We start from the raw sequence: 24,359 nt of genomic DNA on the forward strand, positions 1-24,359 counted from the left end.
TTCTGGCCTGCTTCTAGAGCGCCGATTGCTACCGCAACGCCGAAGTAACGGCCTCGCAGAGGACATGCCGCTTGGCCGGCATGTCCTCTGGGTTAATCAAGCAACCTTGATCACCACTTTGCCAAAGGCGCCGCGAGCCAGGTGCTCGAATGCCTTGTGGGCGTCGTCGAATGCATAGGTCTGATCGATCACCGGGCGAATCGCATGCTCGTTAAGGAATTCGTTCATGCGATCAAATGACGAGCGCGGCGCCACCGCAATGCCACGCACAGTGGTCTGGCGGAAGATCAGTGGCATCAGGCTCAACGTGGTGGTTTGCCCGGTGAGAAAACCAATCTGTGCAATCTTCCCGGCGGCCTTGGTGGCCAGGATGGATTGGTTCAGACCCTCGCCACCGGCGACATCCAGAAGCAGGTCGACGCCTTTGCCATCGGTGAGCTTCAAGACTTCCTCTTCCCAGCGCGGGAAGGTTCGGTAGTTCACCCCGGCCACGGCACCCAGTTTTTTCACCGCGTCGAGATTGGCGTCGCTGCTGGAGGTCACGATCACCTTGGCACCAAGCGCGGTGGCCAGTTGCACGGCGAAAATCGATACGCCGCCGGTGCCTTGAACCAGCACCGTCTGGCCCGGCTGAATCTGGCCGTAGTCGACCAGCGAATACCACGCCGTGAGCGCTGCAATGGGCAGGGTCGAGGCTTCCTCATCGGACATGTTGTCCGGCGCACGAACCGCGCTTTCTTCATGAATGATCATGTACTCGGCCAGGCCACCTGGCAGCGGCATGCCGAAGCAGTAGGCCGGCTCATCCGGTCCTGGCTCGCCATCGATCCAGCGTGAGTAAAGGTGCGAGTTGACGCGGTCGCCCACTTTGAAGCGGCTGACGCCCGTACCCGCGGCGACCACCGTACCGGCGGCATCGCTGACCGGAATCAGTGGCTTGGGCACCAGGTGCGGTTCATAGAAACCATCGACGATCGCCTTGTCGCGGAAGTTGAGCGACACCGCGCCGATCTTGACCAGCAACTCGCCGGCCTTGGGTTCAGGGGTAGGGGTGTTGCTGAGGGCCAGATTATCGAGCCCGAAGTCGTTCAGAAGCCACGCTTTCATGTGCCTATCTCCAGTGGATGTGAGTGACGCCATTGTTGCGAAGCGAGGCGGGGCAATAAATGCCGGTAACGGCACAGCATTGTTATTTCATAAAACAACAATCAGACTGATCGCAGGTGTGTTAGCCGCAACAAACGAGAGTGAGAGGACGTCATGGAGTTGCTGCAGTCGATGCAGGTATTTGCCCGATTGGCCGAGCTGGGCAGTTTCACTCGCGCAGCGGACGCCATCCAGATCAGTCGCCCGCAGGTGACCCGCGCCATTCAGGAGCTGGAAGCGTCCCTCGGCGTTCGGCTGTTTCAGCGGACCACCCGCACGGTACGGTTGACCTCGGAAGGCGAACAATTCTACGAGCGCGTGAAAGCCATCCTCGGCGAGGTTGCCGAGGCGACGACCATGTTTGCGTCCCCAGGGTCAACACTGCGTGGCCGCTTGCGCGTCGACATCCCGACTGCGTTCGCACAGCCCGGGCTGATCGAAAGCCTGCGCGCGTTCAACAGTCGTTATCCGGCCATTGAACTGGTGCTGGGGGTCACTGACAGAACGGTCGATCTGGTGGCGGAGGGCGTGGACTGTGCGCTGCGTATCGGCGAGCTGCCCAATTCCAGCCTGGTCGCTCGGCGCATTGGCATGGCGACCATGATTACCTGCGCGGCGCCGCGCTATCTGGAGGAACATGGCGAGCCAAAAACGCTGGCGGAACTGAGCGCACACCGCGGCGTTACCTTTCTCTCCGGACAGAATCAGCGTCCGCTCGCCTGGCAGTTTATCGATGGTGGTCGCGAGCAGTCGCACATCTGCCGCCACGGTATCACCGTCAACGAGTCCAACGCCTATGTCGAGTGCGGCGTCGCAGGCTTCGGCATTCTGCAGGCCCCGGGCATCACCCTGGATCGTTTCCTGGCCAGCGGATCGCTGGTCGAGGTGCTACGCCCTTATCGACCGCATCCGCGGCCCGTATCGGTGATCTACCCGAGCCGTTCGCACCTGGCACCGCAGGTCGACGTGTTTGTCGACTGGCTGCGCGAACAGTTTCCGAGCATTTATGGGCACTGGCTGGAAGGCCGTTGAGCGCGGTAATTTCGCGCTCTACCTGGACACCTCTCATCCTCGCGAGGGCAAAAGGTTGGTTTGTTTCTACGCCCTGACTGTAGGGGCGAAATCAATGCTCACTGTATCTGCTTCTGCCGATCCAGCGCCGGTTAGCATGATCCGTCTCCTTCGAGGAAGGATTGCCCTATGCCGGACGTCACAAACCTGTACCTGTTCATCGGTGCAGTATTGCTGTTACTGATAGTGCCTGGCCCTAATATGGCCATCGTTACCAGCCATGCAGTTGCACACGGCTGGCGCGCCGGTCTCGCCGCTGCCTTGGGCATAACCCTGGCCGATGTACTGATGACGGTTACCGTGAGCACAGGGCTCGGTGCGTTGGTAATGAGTTGGGCTCCCGCGTTTGACTTGGTGCGCTGGGCAGGGGCTTGTTATCTGATGTGGTTGGCGTGGCAGGCCTTGAAGTCGCGCCCGACAGACACGGGTTCTCACGCCACCCAGGCGTCAGAAGGGAAGATATTTGTCCAGGCGACATTCAATAGCCTGTTGAATCCCAAGGCGCTGCTGTTCTTCATGGTCTTTCTGCCGCAGTTCGTAACCACAGGCGGCAGTCACGTAACCACGCAATTGATGTTCTTAGGATTGCTGCTCGCATTAATCGCCTTGATCTTCCATTCCCTGCTCGGACTGTGCGCCGGACGACTGCATGGTCGACTCCGTGAAGGCCTGATCGATAGACGCCTCGGGGCCTACTGCTTCGCTGCGGTGATGGCTTCACTGGCAGCGCGGTTGTTACTGCTCGGCCGACCGAGTTAAAGATCCACCAGAATGGCTTCGCCTGCCTCGCAGTCGCTTGTACGTTGCACCGTCTGATAACGGTGCAACGTCCTTGATCATTACTGCTTGATCAAATCACGCAGCTTCCAGCTCTGTAAAAGACGTTCTCTTCTACCTATTCAGCCTGAAGATCACCAGCCAGACTTCCAAGGATTACTGGCTTCATTTGGCAATTGGCATCGCAGGCTGAGAATGGGTTATCAGAAATGGAAATATGATCGTATTTTTTCATGCCTTTTCTGGCTGATCACGTTTCCTCTGCTAGGTTTTCTAAAGAAGATTTTGCACCCCGAGAAACCGCCCAGCAGGGAAACTACCGTATGAACAAAACGCCTGTATTCGTCAGCGGTCTGCTCGCTGCTGCAGTATTGCTCGGCACAGTGGCCGCGGAAGCGCAGACCTTGCCGGTAGCGCAGGTACCTGGTCCTGAAACCGACGTGAAGGTCACTGAAACCTACGTAAGAATGATGGCGCGGGAGGCGTATTTCTGGGGTTGGCCGATGGCCAACATTTACAACCGCCGACTGAAGTTCAAGGACCTGCCGCAGGCCGGCTTGATGGGTGGCATCGTGCCTGTGGCACCGATCAATCATCTGTCGATGCTTACCGACTACATCTCGCCGGGAGAACGCCTGGTAGCCTGCCCGAACCAGGATGTGGTCTACGGCGCTGGCAGTATTGCGCTGGATCTGGAACCGGTGGTCTTGCAGGTTCCGGACTTTGGCGAGCGGTTCTGGGTTTATCAGGTGGTGGATCTGCGCTCCGACAGCTTCGCCGAGCTGGGAAAGATGTACGCCACTAAACCCGGTTTCTACCTGCTGGTCGGGCCGGACTGGAACGGCAAGGTACCTGAAGGCATCACCCAGGTATTTCGCGCAAAAACCAATACCGGTTTCGTGATTCCGCGGGTATTCCAGGATGATACCGCCGAAGATCGCAAGGCCATCCAGCACGATCTAGCGGGCATCGACATGTACCCGCTGTCCAAATACGACGGCAAACTCAAACAGCGCGACTGGAGCCAATCGCCGAAATTCCCGGCAGAAGCGGCAGGGGCCGAAGAAACCCGTTGGGTGCTTCCGGAAAAGTTTTTCGAGGAGCTGCCGGCGATTCTCAAGGACGCCAAACCGTTGCCGGGCGAGGAGGCGCGCTATGCACAACTGTCTGTGTTGGCACAAATTGCCCAGCGCGATCCTGAGCTGAAAAAAGCCATGATCGACGAGGCGCAGAAGTCTGATGCAGAAGTGGTCAAGCCACTGTTGCAGTTCCGCAACTACGGCAAGCAATTGCCCAATCACTGGAGCACCATCGACAACGGTGCAGCGTTTGGCACCGATTACTTCCTGCGCACGGCGGTCGCCCGATCAAACATCTTCGTCAACAAACAGATCGAGACCAAGTACTTCTACCAGGACCTGGATGAGTCCGGCACCCGGCTCAACGGCGCCCAGCGCTACAGCGTGACCTTCCCCAAAGGCGCGCTGCCACCGGTCAAGGGCTTCTGGTCGCTGACGCTGTACAACCAGCAGCATTTCTTCGCCGAAAACTCGTTGGGCCGCTATTCGCTGGGCACCAAGAACAAGTCGCTCAAGACCAATGCCGATGGCTCGCTGACGCTCTACGTGCAGAGTGACTCACCAGGGACGGACAAGGAAAGCAACTGGCTACCGGCGCCCAAGGGCGCTGACTTCTCGCTCTACGTTCGTGCCTACTGGCCGGAAGCGGCCGCGTTGAATGGCCAGTGGACGCCACCGGCAGTCGTCAAGGTCAACTGAACCGATTTCCAACTGCGTTGATAAGGACAGTCCATGGACCGTTTGCGCACCACACTGACGGCCCTGGCCGCAAGCATCGCTCTAAGCGGCCTGGCGGATGCCGCGTCACGCTATGAAGAGCTGGCCGATCTGCCCTTTGAAAAGGGCTTCCCGACCGAAGCAACGGCGCGCAGTCTGATTGATGAACTGGTGTTTCAGCGCGCGGTGCAGTCGTATCTGTGGGCCTTGCCGGCGATCAACATCTGGTCAATGAAGGAAGCCTCAGAGAAGCAGTTCGGTGCCGGTTACAACATCCTGCCGACCTGGAAGAAACGCATCAATGCCAAGACCCTGGTGACGACGCCGAACTCCGATCTGGTCTACGCCATGAGTTATCTGGATTTGCAGAAGTACGGCCCACTGGTGGTCGAAGCTCCGCCTGGCGTGCAGGGCATGTTCGATGACTTCTTCCAGCGACCGGTTGTCGGGCCGACCATCGACGGCAGGACCTGGCGTGGCGACGTGGGCCTGGCCGGCCCCGACAAAGGCAAGGGCGGCACCTATGTGCTGCTCCCGCCTGATTACAAGGGGCCGGAACCGACAGAGGGATTCGTCTACCGTTCGCGCACCAACAACGTGTTCCTGTTCTGGCGCACCTTCTTCAAGGACCCAAAAGACCTCAGTGTGCCGGTGGCAGAGGTCGAGCGCACGAAGATCTATCCACTGGGCAAGAAGGATTCGGCCCTGCCGATGCAATTCCCCGACGCCAGCGGCGCACCGATCAACATGCTGTTTCCCGAGGACGGTCGTTACTTCGACATGCTCACGCGCTTCATCGACGCCGAAGCCGTCGACCCGGCGGACATGGACATGCGCGGGTTCCTGCACACTCTGGGCATCGAGAAGGGCAAGCCCTTTGCCCCGGATGCCGAACGACGCAAGCTGCTGGATGAAGCGGCACGCACCGCGTTCAAGATGAGCAAGGTGGTGACCAGTCACCTGCTGTACAAAGAGCCGGGCGGTCTCTACTACACGGATCGCCAGTACGTGAACACCTTCGCCGGGGAGAACACCGAGTTCCAGTCCAGCGGCAGCTTCACCAATCTTGAACAACGCGTGGCGTTCTTCACCTCGGCCTACTCGGACAGCCCGGGTATGGTCATGAACATGGTCGGTGCCGGCGCCAAGTATCCCGCCACCACCCGTGACGCCGAGGGTAAGTTCCTCGACGGCGCCCAGACCTACAAGCTCAACCTCCCGGCCAACGTCCCGGCAGCTTTGTTCTGGTCGGTCACCGCCTACGACAACCTGACCGCGTCCGGTCTGGACAACGGCCAGCCGTTTCCGTCCCTCAACCAGATGGATAAACCGGCGCAGAACAGCGACGGCTCCACCGACATCTACTTCAGCCCGACCTCGCCGGGCGAGGGCAAGAACTGGATCAAGACCGTACCGGAGAAGGGTTTCCTAGTGATCGTGCGGCTGTATGGGCCGAAGCAGGCCTTCTTTGACCAGAGCTGGAAGCCGAGTGACCTGATCAAGCAGTAGGCGAATTCGTTGCCCCGCCAGTCAGGCGTTTTAACGCGAGCAGCGGGGTGATCTGAACCGTGACCCTTCGATTAGTTTTCTAGCGTGGCACACCAGCTCTCCGAACGGGAGAGCCTGGGTCCTACGTCTCAGTCCGCCGGGTGAAGTGGAGTGCAAATCGATGCAATCAACAAGGATTCGGTCAAGCTTGACACTCTGCGGTGCGGTACTCAGCGGTCTGGCCAGTGCCGCCAGCCCTCTGCCGCAATTGAGCAGCCATTCCGCAGGAACGGCTGAGGTTGATCCGGAAAAATGCCATCAGCTGCAACAGGACTTCGACATTGACCTGAAAGAGGTGGTCAAGGCCGGCTGCGAGCCGTCCACCGAACAGATATCCAAACTGATGGACAACCCGGTGGGCAACCTGGTCCTGCTGTTCAACCAGTACGACTACACCGCCCTCAAAGGTCCGCACAGCAACGGTACACGGATGCTCGGCAAATACAGTTTCATGCCGACCTTTCCGATCTCTCTTGGCGAGGACTGGAACCTGATCAACCGCTTGCCCATCAGCTATGTCAGTGCCCCGGTTAACCACAGGGCCGGTAACCTGATCGGTATGGGCCCCAACGAGTTGCTACATGATCGCGGCGACTTCGCCTCGGTTGTGCAGGATCCGTTCGATCGCACCAGCGGTCTTGGCGACCTGGCCTACGTCGGTGTGTTCTCGCCTAAGGAACCGATTCGCTTTGCCGGGGGTGGCAAAATGGTCTGGGGTTTCGGCCCGACCGCGATGTTTCCCACTGCCGAAGAAGACGTGCTTGGCACTGGAAAATATTCGCTGGGCCCGGCGTTCGTCGCCGCGTATCTCGGCCCGGACTGGACCCTCGGCGTGTTCCCGCAGCACTGGTGGTCAGTTGGCGGTGACAGCAAGCGCAAGGATGTCAGCCTGACCAATGTGCAGTACTTCATTCAGCGCGCCATCCCGGGGCCAGAACAATGGCGCATCGGCATGACCCCCAATATCACTGTCAACTGGAAGGCCGAGGGCGGCAACAAAGTCACATTTCCCATCGGTATCGGCGCTGGGCGAATCTTCAATTTCGGCAAGTTGCCGGTGCGGATTTCCGGGGAAATTCAGTATTCGGCGATTCATCCCGATGACCTGATCAGCAGCCGCTGGAATTTCCGGCTGTCGTTCATTCCAGTCATACCTACCTTTATGTTTTGAGTATTACCCCCGAGCTGCAATCCACTGCCGACAGCTTCCCTCACACTGATCCATTGTGGACAGGGGATGGACGGCTGTCGGCACTTAGATGGATCACTATTCAGAATGTGACGACTGACCACCGAGCTTAAAGTGACGTCGTGCGCAGCTGTTGGCTGATGGCGATGGCGAAGTCTTCGGGCGTGGGGCTTTCCGGCCACTGCGGGACAGTCTCGGGCAGCGTAATCCAGGGCTGTTTACGCTTGACCCAGATGTGCGCCAGGGGCGGTAAACGATCTGCGCCGTGGAGTACGCTGGCGCGCAACACTCGCATGCCTGGCGCCGCGTCGGTCTCGTTGAACAATCGGGTGAAGCATGTACCGCAGGCGTACTGGGTCGACGTACGCCCGTCCGTTGCGTGGCTATACGTGAGCATGCTCCCCGACACCGTGATGGCCTCGGCGGGGCAGAGCATGTGCAAGGCGAAGGCACTGCCGCTCCAGCGCTGACAGTTCAGGCAATGGCAGGCGTACAACGGCCCAGGCGCATCGCACTGCAATTGAAGATGGACCTGTCCGCAACGGCATTGTCCGGTGAATCCCATGGTGTTGCTCCTTATACTGCTGCACTACGAATGAGAGGCGCATCATCCATGCTCTTCTCGTCCACCTGAAGACAATAAACGGAGCAACCGGTGGTACGAAACAGATGAGCGGCCTCGAATGGGAAAGCCAGCGGGTATTTCTGGCCGTATTGCGCAGCGGCAGCCTATCGGGCGCAGCGAAATTGCTGGGAATTGCGCAGGCCACGGCTCGCCGACGTCTCGACAGCCTTGAAGCAGGCCTAGGTTTGAAGCTGTTCACCCGGACTTCTACCGGTCTCGTGCCGACTGAAACAGCACGTGGGCTAGTTCAGCACGTCGAGTCCATGGCCTTGGCTGCCGATGCGTTCAATCGTATGGCAAGCGCAGAAACGGACGTGTCGCGCGGCACGGTCAGACTCACCAGCAGCGCCTTCCTGGGTGTTGAGGTATTGCCAGGGTTGATGCGCGATTTCCATTACCAGCACCCGGCATTGAAGTTGCAAATCAGCATCACCGATTCGCTGGAAGACATCGCTCGACAGGAATCGGACATCGCTGTCCGCCTCGTTCGTCCAAGAGAGGCCGAAGTGCTCGTGCGCCGTACTGGCGCGTTGCGAGTGGGCCTGTACGCCAGTGCTCAATGCCTTGAGCGTTATGGCGAACCTGCAAGTCTGGAGGCCTTGCGACGCGCGCCGATGATCGGGCCGGATCGACGCAGCGCCGATCTGCGGCGTCTGGTCGAAGTGGGGCTGTGCGAGCCCGACCAGACATTCTCTATCGCCACCGACGATCATCTTGCTCAACTGGCTGCGCTGAGGCACGGCCTTGGGTTTGGTTTATGCCCGGCCACCGTCGCGGCGACCTACGGACTGATCCCGGTCCTGGCTGACAGCTTTGGCTTCGATGTTGATGTATGGATTGCCATGCACAACGACCTGCGCAAAGTCAGGCGAATCGCCAAAGCGTTCGAAGCTTTGGCCGAGGCGTTGACCTTGTATCTGGACTAACGCCGCATTCGACGGCGGCGAGGTGGTTGCACTGCGCTGCGAGCGCAGCATAGGCCATGTATCGCGGCGATCCCCAGGCCGATTGCCCTGATCTATAGTCACTGCACCGGCCATCGGAGTTGGCCAATGTCGACCCGCCAGGAGTGCGTGTCTTGCTCACTCGATTGCAAACCCTCAAGTTGCTGCAGATAGCCATCGCGTTGCCAGCCTATGCGGTGCCGGCAAGTATGACGTTCGCTTTTGCTGTCTGGTGTGTCTTGGCGCTGCCGATCGGCCTGCTGACCTCGTAGTCCTTGGCGCACTGGCATTGGTTTGGGCTGTGGCTGGTGCTGTTGCTGTTTTCGCAATGGGCCTGCTGGAGCATTTTTGCCGACGCGCTCGAGGATATTCCGCTTGTGCGGCACCTGCTTTTGCTGTGGCTCGGGGTGATCTTGACGGTGGTGTGGGGCCTCAGCGCCTGGATCATGTTTCACCTTTGGCTCATCTGGCTGATGTGCGGTACGCAAGGCATTGCCGCTGGCGTCTTGCTGGTGATCAATCTGCTGCGCAAAAGAGCCGGGCGCAGCGCGCAGACAGCTCAATCCTGAGCGCAACGGCTTGCGCCGCTCGACGCACACATGCGGTTCTGCCTGCGACCAGTAGCCACCCCGATGTGCACACACTTTTTCACAAAGACCTTCTGGCCGCCGTTCGATGGCAGAATCTGCGCTACTGATCGTTTTGGAGAACACCATGCTTCGTGCGTTTGAACGAAGACTCGACCCTTTTCCTCCCGACGAGGTCCCACCACCCCCCAACGGCCTGGCGCGTTTCTTGTGGGCCTGCACCCGTGGCGCTCGCGGTTACATTCTGGCGCTGGCGCTCTTGGGGGCCGGGGTGTCGATTTATGAAGCCTGGCTGTTTTCTTTCCTTGGTCAGGTGGTTGATCTGCTTTCGACCTGGCAGGCCGGCGGCGAAGCGGCCGCGCAGGAGAGCCGCGTGCTGTGGGGCATGGGCATTGTCATGGTGTGCAGTGTCGGCCTGGTGGCGCTGCGCACCATGGTCCAGCACCAGATCCTGGCGATCAATCTGCCGTTGCGGCTGCGCTGGGATTTTCATCGGTTGATGCTGCGCCAGAGCCTTTCGTTTTTCTCCGATGAGTTTTCCGGCCGGGTCACCACCAAGGTGATGCAGACGGCGCTGGCCGTGCGCGACGTGCTGTTCACCCTGATCGAGATCGTCCCCGGGATCGGCGTGTACTTCATTGCGATCATCGCCCTGGCCGGCGGTTTTGCCCTGAAACTCATGCTGCCGTTCCTGGCCTGGGTCGTGCTGTTCGGCCTGGCCATGTGGTACTTCGTGCCGCGTCTGGGCAAAGTCGGGCAGGAGCAGGCCAATGCCCGTTCGATGATGACCGGGCGGATCTCCGACGCCTACACCAACATCACCACGGTGAAGCTGTTCTCCCACTCCAATCGGGAAGCGCACTTTGCCCGCGCGGCGATGGAGGATTTCAAGCAGACCGGTTTTCGCCAGATGCGTCTGGTCAGTCAGTTCGAGATCGTCAACCAGGCCCTGGTGGTGGCGTTGATCATGTCGGCCGGTGGCTATGCGTTGTGGCTATGGCACCAGGGGGATGTCGGTGCCGGTGCCGTGGCGGCGATCACGGCCATGGCGTTGCGGATCAACGGCATGTCGAACTGGATCATGTGGCAAATGACGTCGTTGTTCGAAAGCATCGGCACCGTGCAGGATGGCATGGCGACGCTGACCCAGGGCGCCAAGGTGCAGGACGCGCCGGATGCTGGCGTGCTGGTGCCCCGCGGCGGCGCGGTCACGTTCGACAAGGTGCGTTTCAACTACAACGGCGAGCGCCAGGTGCTCGATGGCCTCAGCCTGAACATCCGCGCCGGGGAAAAAATCGGCCTGGTCGGCCGCTCCGGGGCGGGCAAGTCAACGCTGATCAACCTGTTGCTGCGCTTTTATGACGTCGACAGCGGCGAGATTCGCATCGACGGCCAGAACATCGCCCACGTGACGCAAGACAGCTTGCGTGCCGCCATCGGCATGGTCACCCAGGACACCTCGCTGCTGCATCGCTCGATTCGCGACAACATTGCCTACGGCCGTCCCGATGCGACCGATGCACAAGTCCGCCGCGCCGCGGTCAATGCGCAGGCCGACGAGTTCATCAGCCAGTTGAGTGACCGCCAGGGCCACACCGGTTACGACACCCTGGTCGGGGAGCGCGGGATCAAACTGTCGGGCGGCCAGCGCCAACGCGTGGCGATTGCCCGGGTCATGCTCAAGAACGCGCCGATCCTGCTGCTCGACGAGGCCACCAGTGCGCTCGACTCGGAAGTCGAAGTGGCGATTCAGGAGAGCCTCGATGAAATGATGCAAGGCAAGACCGTGATCGCCATCGCCCACCGGCTGTCGACGATTGCCGCGATGGACCGCCTCATCGTCATGGACGACGGACGCATCATCGAACAGGGCACGCACACCGAGCTGCTGGCCAAGAACGGCGTCTATGCACGGCTGTGGCAGCATCAGAGCGGCGGGTTTCTGGGAGAGGACAAGGGTGTGATGGAGGTACTGGATCAAGAGTGACGGGACGGGGCGAGGGCAGGGCAGCCTGTCTTCAGTCTGTGGCCGTGGCGGCTTCTGGCCCTTGGGCGTCGACCGTGGGCGACTGCCGAGGGCCGGAAGTGCTTATTCACGTCACATTTTGCTCGAAGTGTCTCAGCAGCAACGCTTACGAGCCTTTGGCTACAAGTCCAGGGTGTGGCGGACCTTCTCCAGCAGTTCGCTGATCTGGAACGGCTTGACCAGCATGTCCATGCCGGTGCCGAGAAAGACCTGCCGGTTGAGTGCGGTTTCGGCGTAGCCGGTCATGAACAGGATCGGCAGTGCGTCACGCCAGCCGCGCGCCACATCCGCCAGCTCGCGGCCGCTCATGCGGGGCAGACCGACGTCGGTCAGCAGGAGATTGATCGACAGGTCATTCTGCAAGTGATCCAGCGCTGTTTCGATATCCGCCGCCTGGGTGCAGCGATAACCGGCGTCTTCCAGTACTTCGGTGACGAACATGCGCACTGACGGCATGTCCTCGACAATCAGCACGTGCTCGCCGGCACCCTGCGGATCGACGACGGGAGGCGCAGTCTCGACCCGCGCCGAGTCGCTGGTCGCCGGCAGCATGATCGTCACCTCGGTGCCGCTCCTTGCCACGCTGCGTATGTGCGCATCCCCTCCAGACTGACGGGCAAAACCATAGATCGTCGACAGCCCCAGCCCGGTGCCCTGGCCCAGTGGCTTGGTGGTGAAGAACGGATCGAAGACCTTGTTGATGACACTGTGCTCGATCCCGGTGCCATCGTCGCGCACCGACAGTGCGACATAGGCGCCATCGACCAGATTCGGATCGCCGTGAGAATAGGCCGCGTAGGTGTTGACCCAGATATTGCCGCCCTGGGGCAGCGCATCGCGGGCATTGATCACCAGATTGAGCACGGCGCTTTCCAGCTGCACCGGATCGACCAGCGCAATCGCCGGTTTGCTGGTCAGTTCCAGTCGCAGGGTGATGCGCTCGCCGATGGTGCGCATCAACAGCTCTTCGAGCGAGCGCACATGCTCGTTGATATCCACCGGCCGCGTGTCGAGCGGCTGCTGGCGGGCGAAGGCGAGCAGGCGATGGGTGAGCGCCGCGGCACTGCGCGCCGAGTTCAGCGCCGCGTCCGCGTAAAGCTGTACCTTGTCCGGACGGGCATCGGCCGTGCGTTTCTGGATCAGTTCGAGGCTGGTGATGATGCCGGTCAGCAGGTTGTTGAAGTCATGGGCGATGCCGCCGGTGAGCTTGCCCAGTGCGTCCATCTTCTGCACTTGCAGCAGCTGGGATTCGGCGCGTGCCCGTTCGGCGACTTCCCGTGCCAGTTGCGTGGTGGTGTCGTCCAGCTGCGCCAGGTGCGAGCGCTCGCGGTGGCGATGTTCGGTCACATCCTCGACAAACACCAGGCTCAACTGCGGCGTGCGGTACGGCGAGATCTGCCATTGGGTTTCGCGGATCTCGCCGTTCACCCGCATGTTCAGCGTGCCTTTCCAGCGCTCGCCATCGACCAGTCGCAGGCGCAGCTCATCCAGGATCGCGCCCTGGTCTTCGGCGAAACACTCACTGAGGCTTTCCAGGTCGCGGTTGTCCTGGATCATCTGCGTGAAGGCATGGTTGCACTCATGCACTTTCAGGTTGGCATCGAGCACTGCAAGCGGCGCCGAGACGTTGATGAAAATCTCGCGAAACCGTGCCTCGCTTTCCCGCAGCGCGTTTTCCGTGTCGCGCACCCGCAGCAGGGTACGCAGGGTCGCCAGCAGCACATCTGGGTCCACCGGGTGAATCAGGTAGGCGTCGGCCCCGGCATCGAGGCCGGTGATGATGTCGCCGCTCTGGATCGAGGCAGCAGACACGTGGATCACCGGCAGCAATGCGGTGCGCGGATCGGCGCGCAGGGTGCGCACGACGTCGAAGCCGCTCATGTCCGGCAGGTTGACGTCGAGTATCAGTGCATCGATTGGCTCGCCCTCGATCAGCGCCAGGCCCTCGGTGCCGGTGCCCGCCTCGAGGATTTCATAGCTGTGGCGCTCCAGGCGCCGGCGCAAGGCGTAGCGCGTGGCGACATTGTCGTCGACGATCAACAGACGCATGTCACGTTTCATCGACGTTCTCCTGGGCGAGCGCCAGTGGAATGATCACGAAAAAGGTCGAGCCGACGCCGGGTGTGCTGTCCATTCCGACTTCACCGCCAAGCAGGGCGGCGAAGCGCTTGCACAGTGACAAGCCAAGGCCGGTACCGCGCAGGCGTTTCTGCAGCGGCGAGTCGATCTGGGAGAAGTCCTCGAACAAGGCCCCATGCAGCTCCGGCGCGATACCGATCCCGGTATCGCTGACGGCGAAACGCACCTGGTCCACGCCTTCGAGGCGTGCCGAGACCCGGACTTCACCGCGGGTGGTGAACTTCAGCGAATTGGAAATGAAGTTGCGCAGGATCTGCGCGAGTTTCTTGTCGTCGGTGTACAGGCGTGGCAGGCCGACCGGTTCTTCGAAGATCAGGTCCACCGCCGACGCATCGACGATCGGCCGGAACATCCCGCGCAGGGCCGAGAACAGGTCGAACATGTCGAACCACGCCGGGGAAATACTGATCCGCCCGGCCTCGATCTTCGCCAGGTCGAGCAAATCATCGACCATGTCGCTGAGTTCGCGGGCGGCACTGCTGACGAACGCCACTTGCTTGTGCTGTTCGGGGCTGAGCGGGCCATCGAGTTCGTCGGCGAGCAGGCTGTTGATACTCAGGATCGACCCCAGCGGGGTGCGAAACTCATGGCTCATGTACGAAAGAAAGCGGCTTTTCAGGTCCGACGCCTGGCGCAGTTGTTCGGCCTGGGTGTCGAGTTCGGCGTACAGCGCCAACACGCCCTGATTGGTTTCGTCGAGTTCCTCGCGCAGGGCAGCGCTCTCGCTCTGCAATCGGGCGATCAGCGCAGCCTGCTCGGCAGCGTTCAGAGGGGGCGACTCAGCCATGGGTGGCCTCCAGGGCAACGACCAGCACCGTTACATCGTCACGGCCGCGACAGAAGTCACGGTGCAGGACGCTGGCTATCACGGCGGGGTGGCGGTGCACCAGGCCGGGGTAGTCTTGAAGATTCCAACGGGACTGCAAACCGTCGCTGTACATGATCAATAGATGTCCGTTCACGTGAGCATAGTCAAAGGGCTGGGCTTTCCGGTATTGGCCACCGACGATGCCCGGGTGCGAGGCCAGGCCGCGCGACTTGTCGGCGCCGATCAGGCAGGCACCAATATTGCCGACACCGGTAAACGTCAGGCCGTCGCGGGCAGCATTGAACTGGGCGAACGCTGCGGCGCCGCCACGGCTGCCGATCATTTCGCGGTGCATATCCTCCATCAGCAGCACCGGACTGGCGAACGGGGCCTGCGCGAACACCCGCTCGCCGGCCTTGGCCGCGCGTTCGGCGTCCTCACCGTGGCCGAGGCCGTCGATCACCAGTGCGCTGACGTTGGCGTCGTTGTACGCCAAGTGCCAGCTGTCGCCGCACGCCGGATCGTTGTGCAACGAGTGCTGGCTGACGCCATAGCGGCGGTCCGGTTGCCGGTCGCCGCGCGGATACAGGCGCGCCAACAACACCGAGCCACGCGAGTCGGCGTATACATCGAATACGTCGGTCTGTCGCTCCACTGCGCCGAGGCCGATGCCCTGGGTGCCGCCGGTGGAGAATCCATCGGTCAGGCAAGCGTGCAGATCAAAGCCCTGGGCGCGATCCACCGCGAGCATCTCGATGCCGAAGCCGCCGGGGCGCGGCAACAGGCGCAGGTGAAACTCGCCGCGACTGGCGTGCTTGAGTACGTTGCTGGCCAGTTCGGTGGCGACCAGCGCTACTCGCCCGGCATCGGTCTCATCAAAACCATGTTGCTCGGCGAGCCGTTGCGCCGTGCGCCGCGCATGGCCGATCTGGCTGCTGTCTTCGAGCAACAGCACCTGGGTCAGCGACCCAGTGATATTCATGTCCATCGGGTGATCGTTATTCGCGTGCCCTTGCCCGGCTCGGTGTCCAGTTCGAACTCCTCGACCAGGCGTTTTGCCCCGGTCAGGCCCAGGCCCATACCGCTGCCGGAGGTCCAGCCGTCGGTCATCGCCAGTTTGATATCGGCAATACCGGGGCCTTCGTCGCGGAACGTCAAGCGCAGACCGACCTTGTGATCTTCATCTAGAATTTGCCAGTCCATGTCGCCGCCACCACCGTACACCATGGTGTTGCGGGCCAGTTCGCTGACCGCCGTGACCATTTTGGTCAGGTCGATAAGGCGCATCCCGCATTCGGTGGCCAGTTTGCGGGCGGTCTGGCGTGCGAGCACGACATCCTGCTCGATATGGATGGGTTGAGTACCGCTGCTGCGTACGGTCATTGCCGGTTTACTCGTTCCTGCAGCAGTTTCATCCCGCGCTCGACGTTCAGTGCGGTGCTGACACCCGGCAGCGTCAGGCCGAGTTCGACCAGAGTGATCGCCACTGCCGGCTGCATGCCGACCAGCATGGTTTCGGCGTCCATGATTTTCGACAGGGCGGAAATCGTGCTGATCATCCGGCCAATGAACGAGTCGACCATGTCCAGCGCCGAGATGTCGATCAGCACGCCACGCGCCGAGGTCTTGCTGATGCGCTCGGACAAGTCGTCCTGCAACGTGAGGGCGAGCTGGTCATGCATGTCGACCTGAATGGTGACCAGCAGGAACTTGCCCATTTGGAGAATCGGGATACGTTCCATCGGCTCAGACCGCTTGGCCGAGGCTGATGCCCAGGCGGGTGAGGGCGAGTTTCAGCGCATCGGCCAGGTTGGCCTTGGTTACCACACCCTGCAGGTCGAGACCCAGGTGGACGATGGTCTGGGCGATCTGCGGACGCACGCCGCTGATGATGCAGTCGGCGCCCATCAGGCGAATCGCGGTCACGGTTTTCAGCAGGTGCTGAGCGACGAGGGTGTCGACGGTCGGCACGCCAGTGATGTCGATGATGGCGATTTCCGAGCCGGTATCGACGATGCGTTGCAGCAACGATTCCATGACTACCTGGGTGCGTTGCGAATCGAGGGTGCCGATCATCGGCAGCGCCAGCACGCCATCCCACAGCTTGACCACCGGAGTGGACAGTTCCAGCAGTTCTTCCTGCTGACGCTTGATCACCGCTTCGCGGGACTTCTGGAAGACCCGGATGGTGTGCATGCCGAAGGCGTCGAACAGCTCGGAGATTTCCCAGAGTTGTTCGGCAAGCAGCGCTGGCTGTTCGCGGTAGTGATTTTGCAGAAGGGCGAACAGCGGGCCCTTGAGCGCGAAGATGAAACTGGCAGTCTGATGCGAGTCCTGACCGAGCTGGGCGCGGCTGTGGGAGAGTTTCTCGAGGAACTGGCGAGTCGATTCCCAGCCAGGTGCGTTGATGTTGGTGCCGTTGTCGTCCTGCAGGCCGCTGATCACCAGTTGCAGGAATTCGCTGGCCTGCTGTTGCAGGTCATGATCTTTGAGGTTGCGGGTGGCGCCGGTGGCTTCCAGTCCTTTGATCCATTCGCCTTGTAGTTGTGCCTGGCTGTTCTTGATCGCATCGAGGGTGGTGTTTTGCAGTGCTGCCATGTGCTTGTTGCTCCATACGTATGGGGAGCCGGTAAACGACTGCGACCGGCGCGAATAGAATGACCCTGGCCATCGGAAATAGTTTGCTGAGATTCGCTGAATTTACAGCGCCTGAGCCATCAATGCTTGTGATTTCTCTGGACGCCGCCTGTGCACGACCTGTAGCCGTAAATTGCGCGCTGAATCACGGATCGCTTTTGGCCGACAGCGGCTTGGCAAAACGCGTATTTGATGCCCGAGCAACCGCAGACTCAGGCACCAGCCCCGGCGGCCAGAACCTAGGCCTTGATCCAGCGCTGCCGACTCCATGCACTCAACGAATCGACGCCCAGCACCAGCACCAGCATCGCCACAATCACCGTACTCGCCTGCGCTTCCTGGAACAGGCTCAGACTCACGTAAAGCATCTGCCCCAATCCACCAGCGCCGACGAAGCCGAGCACGCTGGCCATGCGGATGTTGTTTTCCCAGCGGTACAGGCAATAGGCGAGTAGTTGCGGGGCGAGGTTGGGCAGGGTGCCGTAGCAGAATGCGGTAACCGGATTGCCGCCTTGCAGGCGAATGGCTTCGGCGGGTTGCGGCGGGGTGTTTTCCAGGGCTTCGGCGAACAGGCGGCCAAGCACCCCGGTGGTGTGCAGGGCGAGGGCAAGGGTCCCGGCGTTCGGGCCGAGACCGGCGGCGAGGACCATCAGCGCCGCCCAGACCAGTTCCGGAATCGCTCGCAAGGCGTTGAGCAGCAGGCGCGCGGCACTTTGCAGCGGCCAGCCGAAGCGCCCGGCGGCAGGCAGCGCGAGGACGATACCCAGCAGCGCCGCCAGTAACGTGCCGACAGCAGACATCGCCAGGGTTTCCAGCGAGCCGCGCCACACTGCCTGCAAGTAACCGGCGCTCAGGTCCGGGCTGAGAAAGCGCTGCACGTAGGCGCCCATCTGTTGCAGGCTGGTGGCGCTGCCCAGCTCTGCAAGATCGAGCCCGAGGTAGGCGAACGAGGCGAGCACCGCCAGGACGATGCCGGCAACCAGCAGCAGGTTGATCAGGCGCTTCATGTCAGCCTCCAGCGCAGCAGGCGGCTGAGTTGATCGGCGCCGAGCACCAGCAGCAGGAAGGTCAGCAACATGCTGGCGACTTCGCCACCGGCAAACATGCGGATCGACAGGTCGATCTGCTGCCCGAGCCCGCCCGCACCGACAAAACCCATCACCACCGACGCACGGATCGCGCATTCCCAGCGGTACACCGTGTACGAGACCAGTTCCGAGGCGACGTTGGGCAGGATGCCGTAGACAAAACTCGCCAGGCGCCCGCTACCGGCCTGCAACAGGGCATGCGCCGGACGTTGGTCGGTGGATTCGAAAATCTCCGCGTAGACCTTGCCGAGCATGCCGCTGTAGGTGATCGCGATGGCCAGCACACCGGCGGCCGGGCCCAGGCCAACTGCGCGCACGAACAACAGTGCCCAGACGATTTCCGGCACGCTGCGCAAGAAGATCAGCAGCCCGCGTACCGGCCAGCGCAGCAGCATGCCCCAAGGTCCCGGACGGCCCCCGCGTGAGGCGGCGGACAGCGACAGTGCACGACTGGCGAGCAGCCCGGCCGGCACTGCCAGCAGCAGCGCCAACGCCATGCCGGCGGTAGCGATGGCCAAAGTCTGCAGGGTGGCCTTGAGCAGCAGTTGCACAAACGCCTCGTCGTGCGCCGGCGGCCAGAAAGTGGACACGAAACGGCCCATCTCGCTCTGGTTGTCGGCGCGCAACAGCACACCAATGTCCAGCTCGCTGAGATGCAGGCCCGGCCACAGCAAGGCAATCGCCAACAGGCTCAACAACAGGCGCGGCCCGGCGGCGGGATCGCGTGACGCGGCGTTCAGCATCGAGGAATCTGCACGATCAGGGGCGCCACGGTCGGCGCCGGGGATTGCAATTGTTCGTTGGCATAGAGGGCGTCGAGCATGTCCTGGCTGACCTGTTCGGCAGGGCAGTCAAACAGGATCTGGCCGTCACGCAGGCCAATGATGCGCGGGAAGTGCGACAGCGCCAGGTCCACCGCGTGCAGGCTGGCCACCAGGGTGACCTGATGTTCGCGGGCGTGGCGCGCCAGCACCGACAAGGTATGCCCGGCCAGGACCGGGTCCATTGCCGAGACCGGCTCATCGGCCAGCAACACTTGCGGCGCCTGGTACAACACTCGGGCAATGCCGACCCGCTGCAATTGGCCGCCGGACAGTTGCTGACACTGGGCGAACAGTTTGTCGCCCAGGTCCAGCCGCGCCAAGGCTGCACGCGCACCCGGCACGTCGAGCGGGTGCAGCAGATTGAGCAGGCTTTTGCCCAGGCCCCATTGGCCGAGTTTGCCGGCCAGCACGGCCGTCACTACGCGCTGGCGCGGCGGCAGTGGCGGTGCCTGATGCACCAGGCCGATTCGCGCGCGCAAGCGTTGTCTCTGGCGGGCGGACAAGTGCCAGGCGCGCTCGCCCAGCACCTCGACTTCACCGCTGCTCGGCCGAATGGCGGTGGCCAGCAGATTGAGCAGACTCGACTTGCCGGCCCCCGATGGGCCGATGATCGCCACGTGCTCGCCGACAGCGATCTGCAGATCCACCGCGCGCAGGGCTTCGACCCCGTTGGCGTGGCGCAGGCTGGCGTGCTTGAGGCGTAGCGTCATTTCAGCAATTCGGCAGCGCGGGCGGCTTCCTCGATGCCCTTGTAGTTGTCCGGGTTGGTTTCGATGAAGCGGCTGGCTGCCTGCAGATCAAGAATCTTCTTCTGCTCCGGGTTGGCCGGGTCGAGGGCGAGGAAGGCTTTTTTGATTTTCGCCGCCAGCGCCGGGTCGAGGGTGCCGCGCACGGTCCAGTTGTAATCGAAGTACGCCGGCGTCGTGGCGAAGACCTTGACCTTGTTGGTGTCGACCTTGCCGGCGTCCACCAGTTTCTGCCAGACGCTGGCGTTGAGCACGCCCGCATCGACCTTGCCGGCCTGGACCCAGGCGACGGTGGCGTCGTGGGCGCCGGAGTAACCGACGCGGCTGAAATAGGTTTCCGGCTTGATGCCGTCCTTCTGCATGAAATAGCGCGGCATCAGGCTGCCCGAAGTGGACGATACGGAACCGAAGGCGAAGGTCTTGCCCTTGAGGTCGGCGAGGCTTTTCACATTCGGGTCGGCAGTGATGAATTTGCTGGTGAACTGCGCGTCCTGTTCACGCTGCACCAGCGGGATCACCGGGGTCTTGTCCCTGGTTTTCAGCTGCGCCTGAACGAAGGTGAAACCGCCGAGCCAGGCCATGTCGAGCCGATCGGTGGCCAGCGCCTCGACCACCGCCGGGTAGTCGGCCACCGGCACGAACTGCACCTTCATGCCCAATTGCTGCTCGAGGTAGGCGCCCAGCGGTTCGAACTTGCGCAGCAACTCGGTGGGAGCCTCGTCGGGAATCGCGCTGACCTTCAATACGTCCGCCGCTTGCGCGAACAGCGCGCTACAGGACAGGGCCAGGCCTGCGGTCAGTGCCAGGGTACGCTTGAGCATAGAATTCTCCGTTTCATGAGCGTCAGGATCGATGCGCCGCGGGTCGAATCGGGGCGGGGCGCAACGTCAGGGTAGACGAATCGGCGCAGTTATACGTACTCACGGCGGCAAAGGCCAGAGCGCCATGCGGGTCAGTCAATCTGGGCAAAACGCTCGACCAGCCAGTCAATGAACACGCGTACGCGATTGCTCAGATGGCGGTTGGGCGGATAGAGCACATGGAACGGGTACGCGGGCGGACGCCAGTCGGTGAGGATCGGCACCAATTCACCGCGTGCGATGGCTGCCCTGACGGTGTAACTGAAGGTATGGATGATCCCCAGGCCGGCCAGTCCGGCGGCGAGATGGGCGTTGCTCTCATTGACGCTGATCAAACCCTTGCCTTCAATCTGATGGCGTTCGCCACCACGCTGGAAATGCGCGGGCATGATGCGCCCGGTGGAGGCAGAGTGGTAGGTGACCAGTTGATGCTGGCTCAACTCCTCCGGGTGCGTGGGGGTGCCGAATCGCGCGAGGTATTGCGGCGCGGCGCAGGTGGTCCACGACACTTCACCCAGGCGCCGTACAGCCAGGCTTTGCTCGGTCAGCGGGCCGCCACGGATCACGCAGTCGACGCGTTCACTGATCAAGTCCACCGGGCGGTCGCTGACGCCCAGGTCAATCTTGATATCCGGATAGCGCGCAAAGAACTGCGGCAGGTGCGGAATCACCAGCAACGTCGCGGTGGAACCGCCGATGTCGACTTTGATCTTGCCCCGAGGCAGGCCCTGAGCCTGACTGAAACCCTGATCGATGTCGTCCAGTTGATTGAGCAGTTGATGGGTCAACTGATAGTAAGAGGCGCCGTCCGCGGTCACCGTCAGACGCCGAGTGGTGCGCTGCAGCAAACGCACACCGAGGTGGCCCTCCAGTTGCCCGATCAGTTTGCTGACGGTGGTCTTCGGCAGGTTCAACGAGTCGGCTGCCTTGGTGAACGAGCCGCTCTCCACGACACGGGCAAACACGCGAATCGCCAGTAATTGATTCATGAGGCTGTACTCACGGCGGTAATCAGAGGTTGAGTATTGTGCATGTGTATGCACAAACAAAACCTATTTTGCGGATTTTTCAGATCAATCTTCAGGCATAGAGTCGCTTCCAACGGCTCACCCAACCCGCCGTCACCTTCCTCAACACGGTTACTGGAGATTCATCATGAGCAACAGACTTGAAGGCAAAATCGCCCTGATCACTGGCGGCACCACCGGTATCGGCCTGGCGTCGGCGCAGGAGTTCGTGGCCCAGGGCGCCACGGTGTTCATCACTGGCCGCCGTCAGGCCGAACTGGATAAAGCCGTCGCCGCCATCGGCCCACGTGCCATCGGTATTCAGGGCGACGTGGCCAGCCTCGACGATCTCGACCGCATCTATGCCGAGATCGCCGCGAAGGCCGGGCATCTGGACATCGTGTTCGCCAACGCCGGCGGTGGCGACATGCTGCCGCTGGGGGCGATCACCGAAGAACAGTTCGACCGCATCTTCGGCGCCAACGTGAAGGGCTTGTTGTTCACCGTGCAGAAGGCCTTGCCCCTGTTGCGTGACGGCGGTTCGATCCTGCTGACGTCCTCGACCACCTCGGTGCAGGGTACGGAAAACTTCAGTGTCTACAGCGCCAGCAAGGCCGCCGTGCGCAACTTCGCCCGCTCATGGCTGCTCGACCTCAAGCCACGGCGCATCCGCGTCAACGCCATCAGCCCTGGGCCGGTGCGCACGCCGGGCCTGGTCGAACTGGTGCCTGCCGAACACGCCCAGGGCCTGCTCGATCACCTTGCCTCCGTGGTGCCGATGGGGCGTCTGGGCGAGCCGAGTGAGATTGCCAAGGCCGCACTGTTCCTGGCCTCCGACGACAGCAGCTTCGTCAACGGCATCGAGCTGTTCGTCGACGGTGGTACGGCGCAGATCTGAGTCAGACTGGCGGCGCGGCTTGCTCCGCAGCCAGTGCCGCCTGCACGCTCGGCCGCTCGGCGATCCTGGCTGTATAGGCGGCCAGGGCCGGCCAGTCGCTGATCTCGATGTCGAACTGCGGCAGCCACTGCAACACCGTGAACAGGTAGGCATCCGCCACGCTGAAGTGCTCCAGCAGATACGGCTGGGTGGCGAGGAGGCGATTCAGGTAGTCCAGGCGCTGGCTCAGCTTGTGCTGGAACAGCGCCCGGGTCGCCGGATCGATGTCGCGATTGAACAGCGGCGCGCTGCCGCCATGAATCTCCGAACTGATGAAGTTCAACTGCTCTTGCAGGCGCGTGCGCTGCCAGCTGCCGTTGGCCGGCGCCAGCGTGTGGCCGGGCACCTGATCGGCTAGGTACTGCACAATCGCCGGCCCTTCCGTCAGTACCTGGCCATTGTCCAGTTGCAACGCGGCGACATAACCCTTGGGGTTGATCTGGCGAAAGTCCTTGCCGTCGGCGGTGCGTTTGCTCTGGTTGTCGACCCGGATCAGTTCGAACGGCAGCGCCAGTTCACGCAGCACGATGTGCGGTGACAGCGAGCAGGTCATCGGTGCGAAATACAGTTTCATGGGATTTCCTTTCACGAGGGGCTGTCAGGATCCATCGCCGCCGTGGTCCTTCGCAAAGGACATCTGCAGTGCTAGCGTATGACAAAATCTCATGTGCAAAAGAGGCCGCATGCTGACCCGCTTACCCTCGCTCAATGGCTTGCGTGCCTTTGAAAGTGCCGCCAGGCACATGAGTTTCACCAAGGCAGCCGAAGAGCTGAACGTCACCCAGACCGCCGTCAGTCACCAGATCCGCCGACTGGAGGAGGAACTGGGTGTGCGTCTGTTCCTGCGTCTGAAAGATGGCTTGGCGTTGAGCGCGGAAGGGCAGGCGTACTGGCCCGGCGTGCGCCTGGCGTTCCTCGAGTTGCGCAATGCCACCGAAAGCCTGCAGGCATCGAGCAACAACAGCGTCCTGACCGTCAGCACGCTGGTTTCGCTCGCGTCGAAATGGCTGTTGCCGCGCCTGCCGTCGTTCCGTCAGGCCTTTGCGGATATCGACGTGCGCATCAGCGCCAGCACCGAGCTGGTGGACTTTCGCCAGGGCGGCATCGACGCCGCGATTCGCTACGGCAACGGCGACTGGCCGGGGCTGCGCGCCGACTGGTTGATGTCCGACGAGATCTTTCCGGTATGCAGTCCGCGATTGCTCAGCGGACCGCACGCCTTGCAGTCGCCTGCCGATCTGCGCAATCACACCCTGTTGCACGTCAGTGGTCTGACCGCCAATGACTGGCGCATCTGGCTGGACGCAGCAGGCCAGTCGCAACCGTCGGCCAAGGCACCGCGCCTGACCTTCGATCTGGCGATGATGGCGGTGCAAGCGGCCATCGACGGGCAGGGCGTGTGCATCGGCCGCTCGACCTACGTCGATGACGATATCCGTGCGGGCCGGCTGGTGGCGCCGTTTGCTCTGCGGCTGAAAGCCGATGCAGGGTTTTATCTGGTCACGCCCCATGAAAGCGCTGACTCGAAGAAAATCGTCGCGTTCAGGAACTGGCTGTCCGATCAAGTGTTTGTATGAGCGTGTATCCAGGCCGCTGGCAGATAC

General features: G+C 61.7%; 25 protein-coding genes. 11 read left to right on the top strand and 14 right to left on the bottom strand.

The annotated features are described in order from the left end of the window. Positions 1-96: 96 nt before the first annotated feature. Positions 97-1,107: a zinc-dependent alcohol dehydrogenase family protein gene (locus tag QRN70_RS00595; RefSeq protein WP_285415258.1), complete on the bottom strand. Its 1,011-nt coding sequence runs from the start codon at positions 1,105-1,107 to the stop codon at positions 97-99. A 153-nt stretch (positions 1,108-1,260) separates the two neighbouring features. Here QRN70_RS00595 and QRN70_RS00600 point away from each other — a divergent pair, with 153 nt between their 5' ends. The 5 genes from QRN70_RS00600 to QRN70_RS00620 all read left to right on the top strand — a co-directional run bounded on the left by QRN70_RS00600 (position 1,261) and on the right by QRN70_RS00620 (position 7,509). Further along, on the top strand, positions 1,261-2,178 hold the full coding sequence (locus QRN70_RS00600) for a LysR family transcriptional regulator (protein ID WP_285415260.1): 918 nt from the start codon (positions 1,261-1,263) through the stop codon (positions 2,176-2,178). Positions 2,179-2,346: 168 nt separating this feature from the next. Then, a complete protein-coding gene (locus tag QRN70_RS00605; RefSeq protein WP_285415262.1) occupies positions 2,347-2,976 on the top strand; it encodes a LysE family translocator in 630 nt (209 codons plus the stop codon). Positions 2,977-3,317: 341 nt separating this feature from the next. Continuing rightward, on the top strand, positions 3,318-4,772 hold the full coding sequence (locus tag QRN70_RS00610) for a DUF1254 domain-containing protein (protein WP_285415264.1): 1,455 nt from the start codon (positions 3,318-3,320) through the stop codon (positions 4,770-4,772). 33 nt (positions 4,773-4,805) lie between these two features. Then, on the top strand, positions 4,806-6,299 hold the full coding sequence (locus QRN70_RS00615) for a DUF1254 domain-containing protein (protein ID WP_285415266.1): 1,494 nt from the start codon (positions 4,806-4,808) through the stop codon (positions 6,297-6,299). A 160-nt stretch (positions 6,300-6,459) separates the two neighbouring features. Beyond that, a complete protein-coding gene (locus QRN70_RS00620) occupies positions 6,460-7,509 on the top strand; it encodes a hypothetical protein (protein WP_285415269.1) in 1,050 nt (349 codons plus the stop codon). Between the two features lie 127 nt (positions 7,510-7,636). Here the strand turns inward: QRN70_RS00620 and QRN70_RS00625 are convergent, their stop codons facing one another. Beyond that, positions 7,637-8,092, bottom strand: a complete 456-nt coding sequence (locus QRN70_RS00625; RefSeq protein WP_285415271.1) for a GFA family protein — start codon at positions 8,090-8,092, stop codon at positions 7,637-7,639. A gap of 104 nt (positions 8,093-8,196) precedes the next feature. Here QRN70_RS00625 and QRN70_RS00630 point away from each other — a divergent pair, with 104 nt between their 5' ends. From QRN70_RS00630 to QRN70_RS00645, 4 genes are all read left to right on the top strand, one after another. Then, positions 8,197-9,078 (top strand): LysR family transcriptional regulator, encoded by an 882-nt coding sequence (locus tag QRN70_RS00630; RefSeq protein WP_285415273.1) that lies wholly within the window; start codon positions 8,197-8,199, stop codon positions 9,076-9,078. Positions 9,079-9,230: 152 nt separating this feature from the next. Further along, positions 9,231-9,368: a hypothetical protein gene (locus QRN70_RS00635; protein ID WP_285415274.1), complete on the top strand. Its 138-nt coding sequence runs from the start codon at positions 9,231-9,233 to the stop codon at positions 9,366-9,368. Positions 9,369-9,371: 3 nt separating this feature from the next. Beyond that, entirely contained in the window at positions 9,372-9,665 is a 294-nt protein-coding gene (locus QRN70_RS00640; protein WP_285415276.1) for a hypothetical protein, read from the top strand. Positions 9,666-9,810: 145 nt separating this feature from the next. Further along, positions 9,811-11,670: an ABC transporter ATP-binding protein gene (locus QRN70_RS00645; protein WP_285415278.1), complete on the top strand. Its 1,860-nt coding sequence runs from the start codon at positions 9,811-9,813 to the stop codon at positions 11,668-11,670. Between the two features lie 159 nt (positions 11,671-11,829). Here the strand turns inward: QRN70_RS00645 and QRN70_RS00650 are convergent, their stop codons facing one another. The 11 genes from QRN70_RS00650 to QRN70_RS00700 all read right to left on the bottom strand — a co-directional run bounded on the left by QRN70_RS00650 (position 11,830) and on the right by QRN70_RS00700 (position 21,800). Further along, the gene (locus QRN70_RS00650; protein WP_285415279.1) at positions 11,830-13,770 is read right to left on the bottom strand and encodes a PAS domain-containing hybrid sensor histidine kinase/response regulator; all 1,941 of its coding nucleotides are present in this window, start codon (positions 13,768-13,770) and stop codon (positions 11,830-11,832) included. Further along, positions 13,760-14,635 carry a sensor histidine kinase gene (locus QRN70_RS00655; RefSeq protein ID WP_285415281.1) on the bottom strand — a complete coding sequence of 292 codons (876 nt, stop codon included), beginning with the start codon at positions 14,633-14,635 and terminating at the stop codon, positions 13,760-13,762. Before QRN70_RS00655 ends, QRN70_RS00650 begins: the two co-directional genes overlap by 11 nt. Continuing rightward, positions 14,628-15,638: an ATP-binding protein gene (locus QRN70_RS00660; protein ID WP_285415283.1), complete on the bottom strand. Its 1,011-nt coding sequence runs from the start codon at positions 15,636-15,638 to the stop codon at positions 14,628-14,630. The genes QRN70_RS00655 and QRN70_RS00660 overlap by 8 nt, the downstream gene beginning before the upstream one ends. Continuing rightward, complete coding sequence (locus QRN70_RS00665) at positions 15,635-16,039, bottom strand: anti-sigma regulatory factor (protein ID WP_003225570.1); 405 nt, start codon at positions 16,037-16,039, stop codon at positions 15,635-15,637. Before QRN70_RS00665 ends, QRN70_RS00660 begins: the two co-directional genes overlap by 4 nt. Then, on the bottom strand, positions 16,036-16,398 hold the full coding sequence (locus QRN70_RS00670; protein ID WP_285415285.1) for an STAS domain-containing protein: 363 nt from the start codon (positions 16,396-16,398) through the stop codon (positions 16,036-16,038). Before QRN70_RS00670 ends, QRN70_RS00665 begins: the two co-directional genes overlap by 4 nt. 4 nt (positions 16,399-16,402) lie before the next feature. After that, complete coding sequence (locus QRN70_RS00675; protein ID WP_285415287.1) at positions 16,403-17,254, bottom strand: STAS domain-containing protein; 852 nt, start codon at positions 17,252-17,254, stop codon at positions 16,403-16,405. A gap of 278 nt (positions 17,255-17,532) precedes the next feature. Next, positions 17,533-18,300 carry a phosphonate ABC transporter, permease protein PhnE gene (gene phnE, locus QRN70_RS00680; protein ID WP_285415289.1) on the bottom strand — a complete coding sequence of 256 codons (768 nt, stop codon included), beginning with the start codon at positions 18,298-18,300 and terminating at the stop codon, positions 17,533-17,535. Continuing rightward, positions 18,297-19,124, bottom strand: a complete 828-nt coding sequence (locus tag QRN70_RS00685; protein WP_285415291.1) for a PhnE/PtxC family ABC transporter permease — start codon at positions 19,122-19,124, stop codon at positions 18,297-18,299. The genes phnE and QRN70_RS00685 overlap by 4 nt, the downstream gene beginning before the upstream one ends. Next, positions 19,118-19,915, bottom strand: a complete 798-nt coding sequence (locus tag QRN70_RS00690; RefSeq protein WP_285415293.1) for a phosphonate ABC transporter ATP-binding protein — start codon at positions 19,913-19,915, stop codon at positions 19,118-19,120. Before QRN70_RS00690 ends, QRN70_RS00685 begins: the two co-directional genes overlap by 7 nt. Continuing rightward, positions 19,912-20,772 (bottom strand): putative selenate ABC transporter substrate-binding protein, encoded by an 861-nt coding sequence (locus tag QRN70_RS00695; protein ID WP_285415295.1) that lies wholly within the window; start codon positions 20,770-20,772, stop codon positions 19,912-19,914. Before QRN70_RS00695 ends, QRN70_RS00690 begins: the two co-directional genes overlap by 4 nt. Before the next feature lie 131 nt (positions 20,773-20,903). Next, positions 20,904-21,800 carry a LysR family transcriptional regulator gene (locus QRN70_RS00700; protein WP_285415297.1) on the bottom strand — a complete coding sequence of 299 codons (897 nt, stop codon included), beginning with the start codon at positions 21,798-21,800 and terminating at the stop codon, positions 20,904-20,906. A gap of 166 nt (positions 21,801-21,966) precedes the next feature. On the opposite strand from QRN70_RS00700, the gene QRN70_RS00705 reads away from it, so the two are divergent. Then, positions 21,967-22,716: an SDR family NAD(P)-dependent oxidoreductase gene (locus QRN70_RS00705; RefSeq protein ID WP_285415299.1), complete on the top strand. Its 750-nt coding sequence runs from the start codon at positions 21,967-21,969 to the stop codon at positions 22,714-22,716. A 1-nt stretch (position 22,717) separates the two neighbouring features. Here the strand turns inward: QRN70_RS00705 and gstA are convergent, their stop codons facing one another. Next, on the bottom strand, positions 22,718-23,329 hold the full coding sequence (gene gstA / locus QRN70_RS00710) for a glutathione transferase GstA (RefSeq protein WP_285415301.1): 612 nt from the start codon (positions 23,327-23,329) through the stop codon (positions 22,718-22,720). A gap of 109 nt (positions 23,330-23,438) precedes the next feature. On the opposite strand from gstA, the gene QRN70_RS00715 reads away from it, so the two are divergent. Further along, on the top strand, positions 23,439-24,332 hold the full coding sequence (locus tag QRN70_RS00715; protein ID WP_285415303.1) for a transcriptional regulator GcvA: 894 nt from the start codon (positions 23,439-23,441) through the stop codon (positions 24,330-24,332). The last annotated feature ends 27 nt before the right edge of the window (positions 24,333-24,359 follow it).

Origin of the sequence: Pseudomonas sp. efr-133-TYG-5, assembly GCF_030209175.1 — a bacterium.
Classification (GTDB): domain Bacteria; phylum Pseudomonadota; class Gammaproteobacteria; order Pseudomonadales; family Pseudomonadaceae; genus Aquipseudomonas.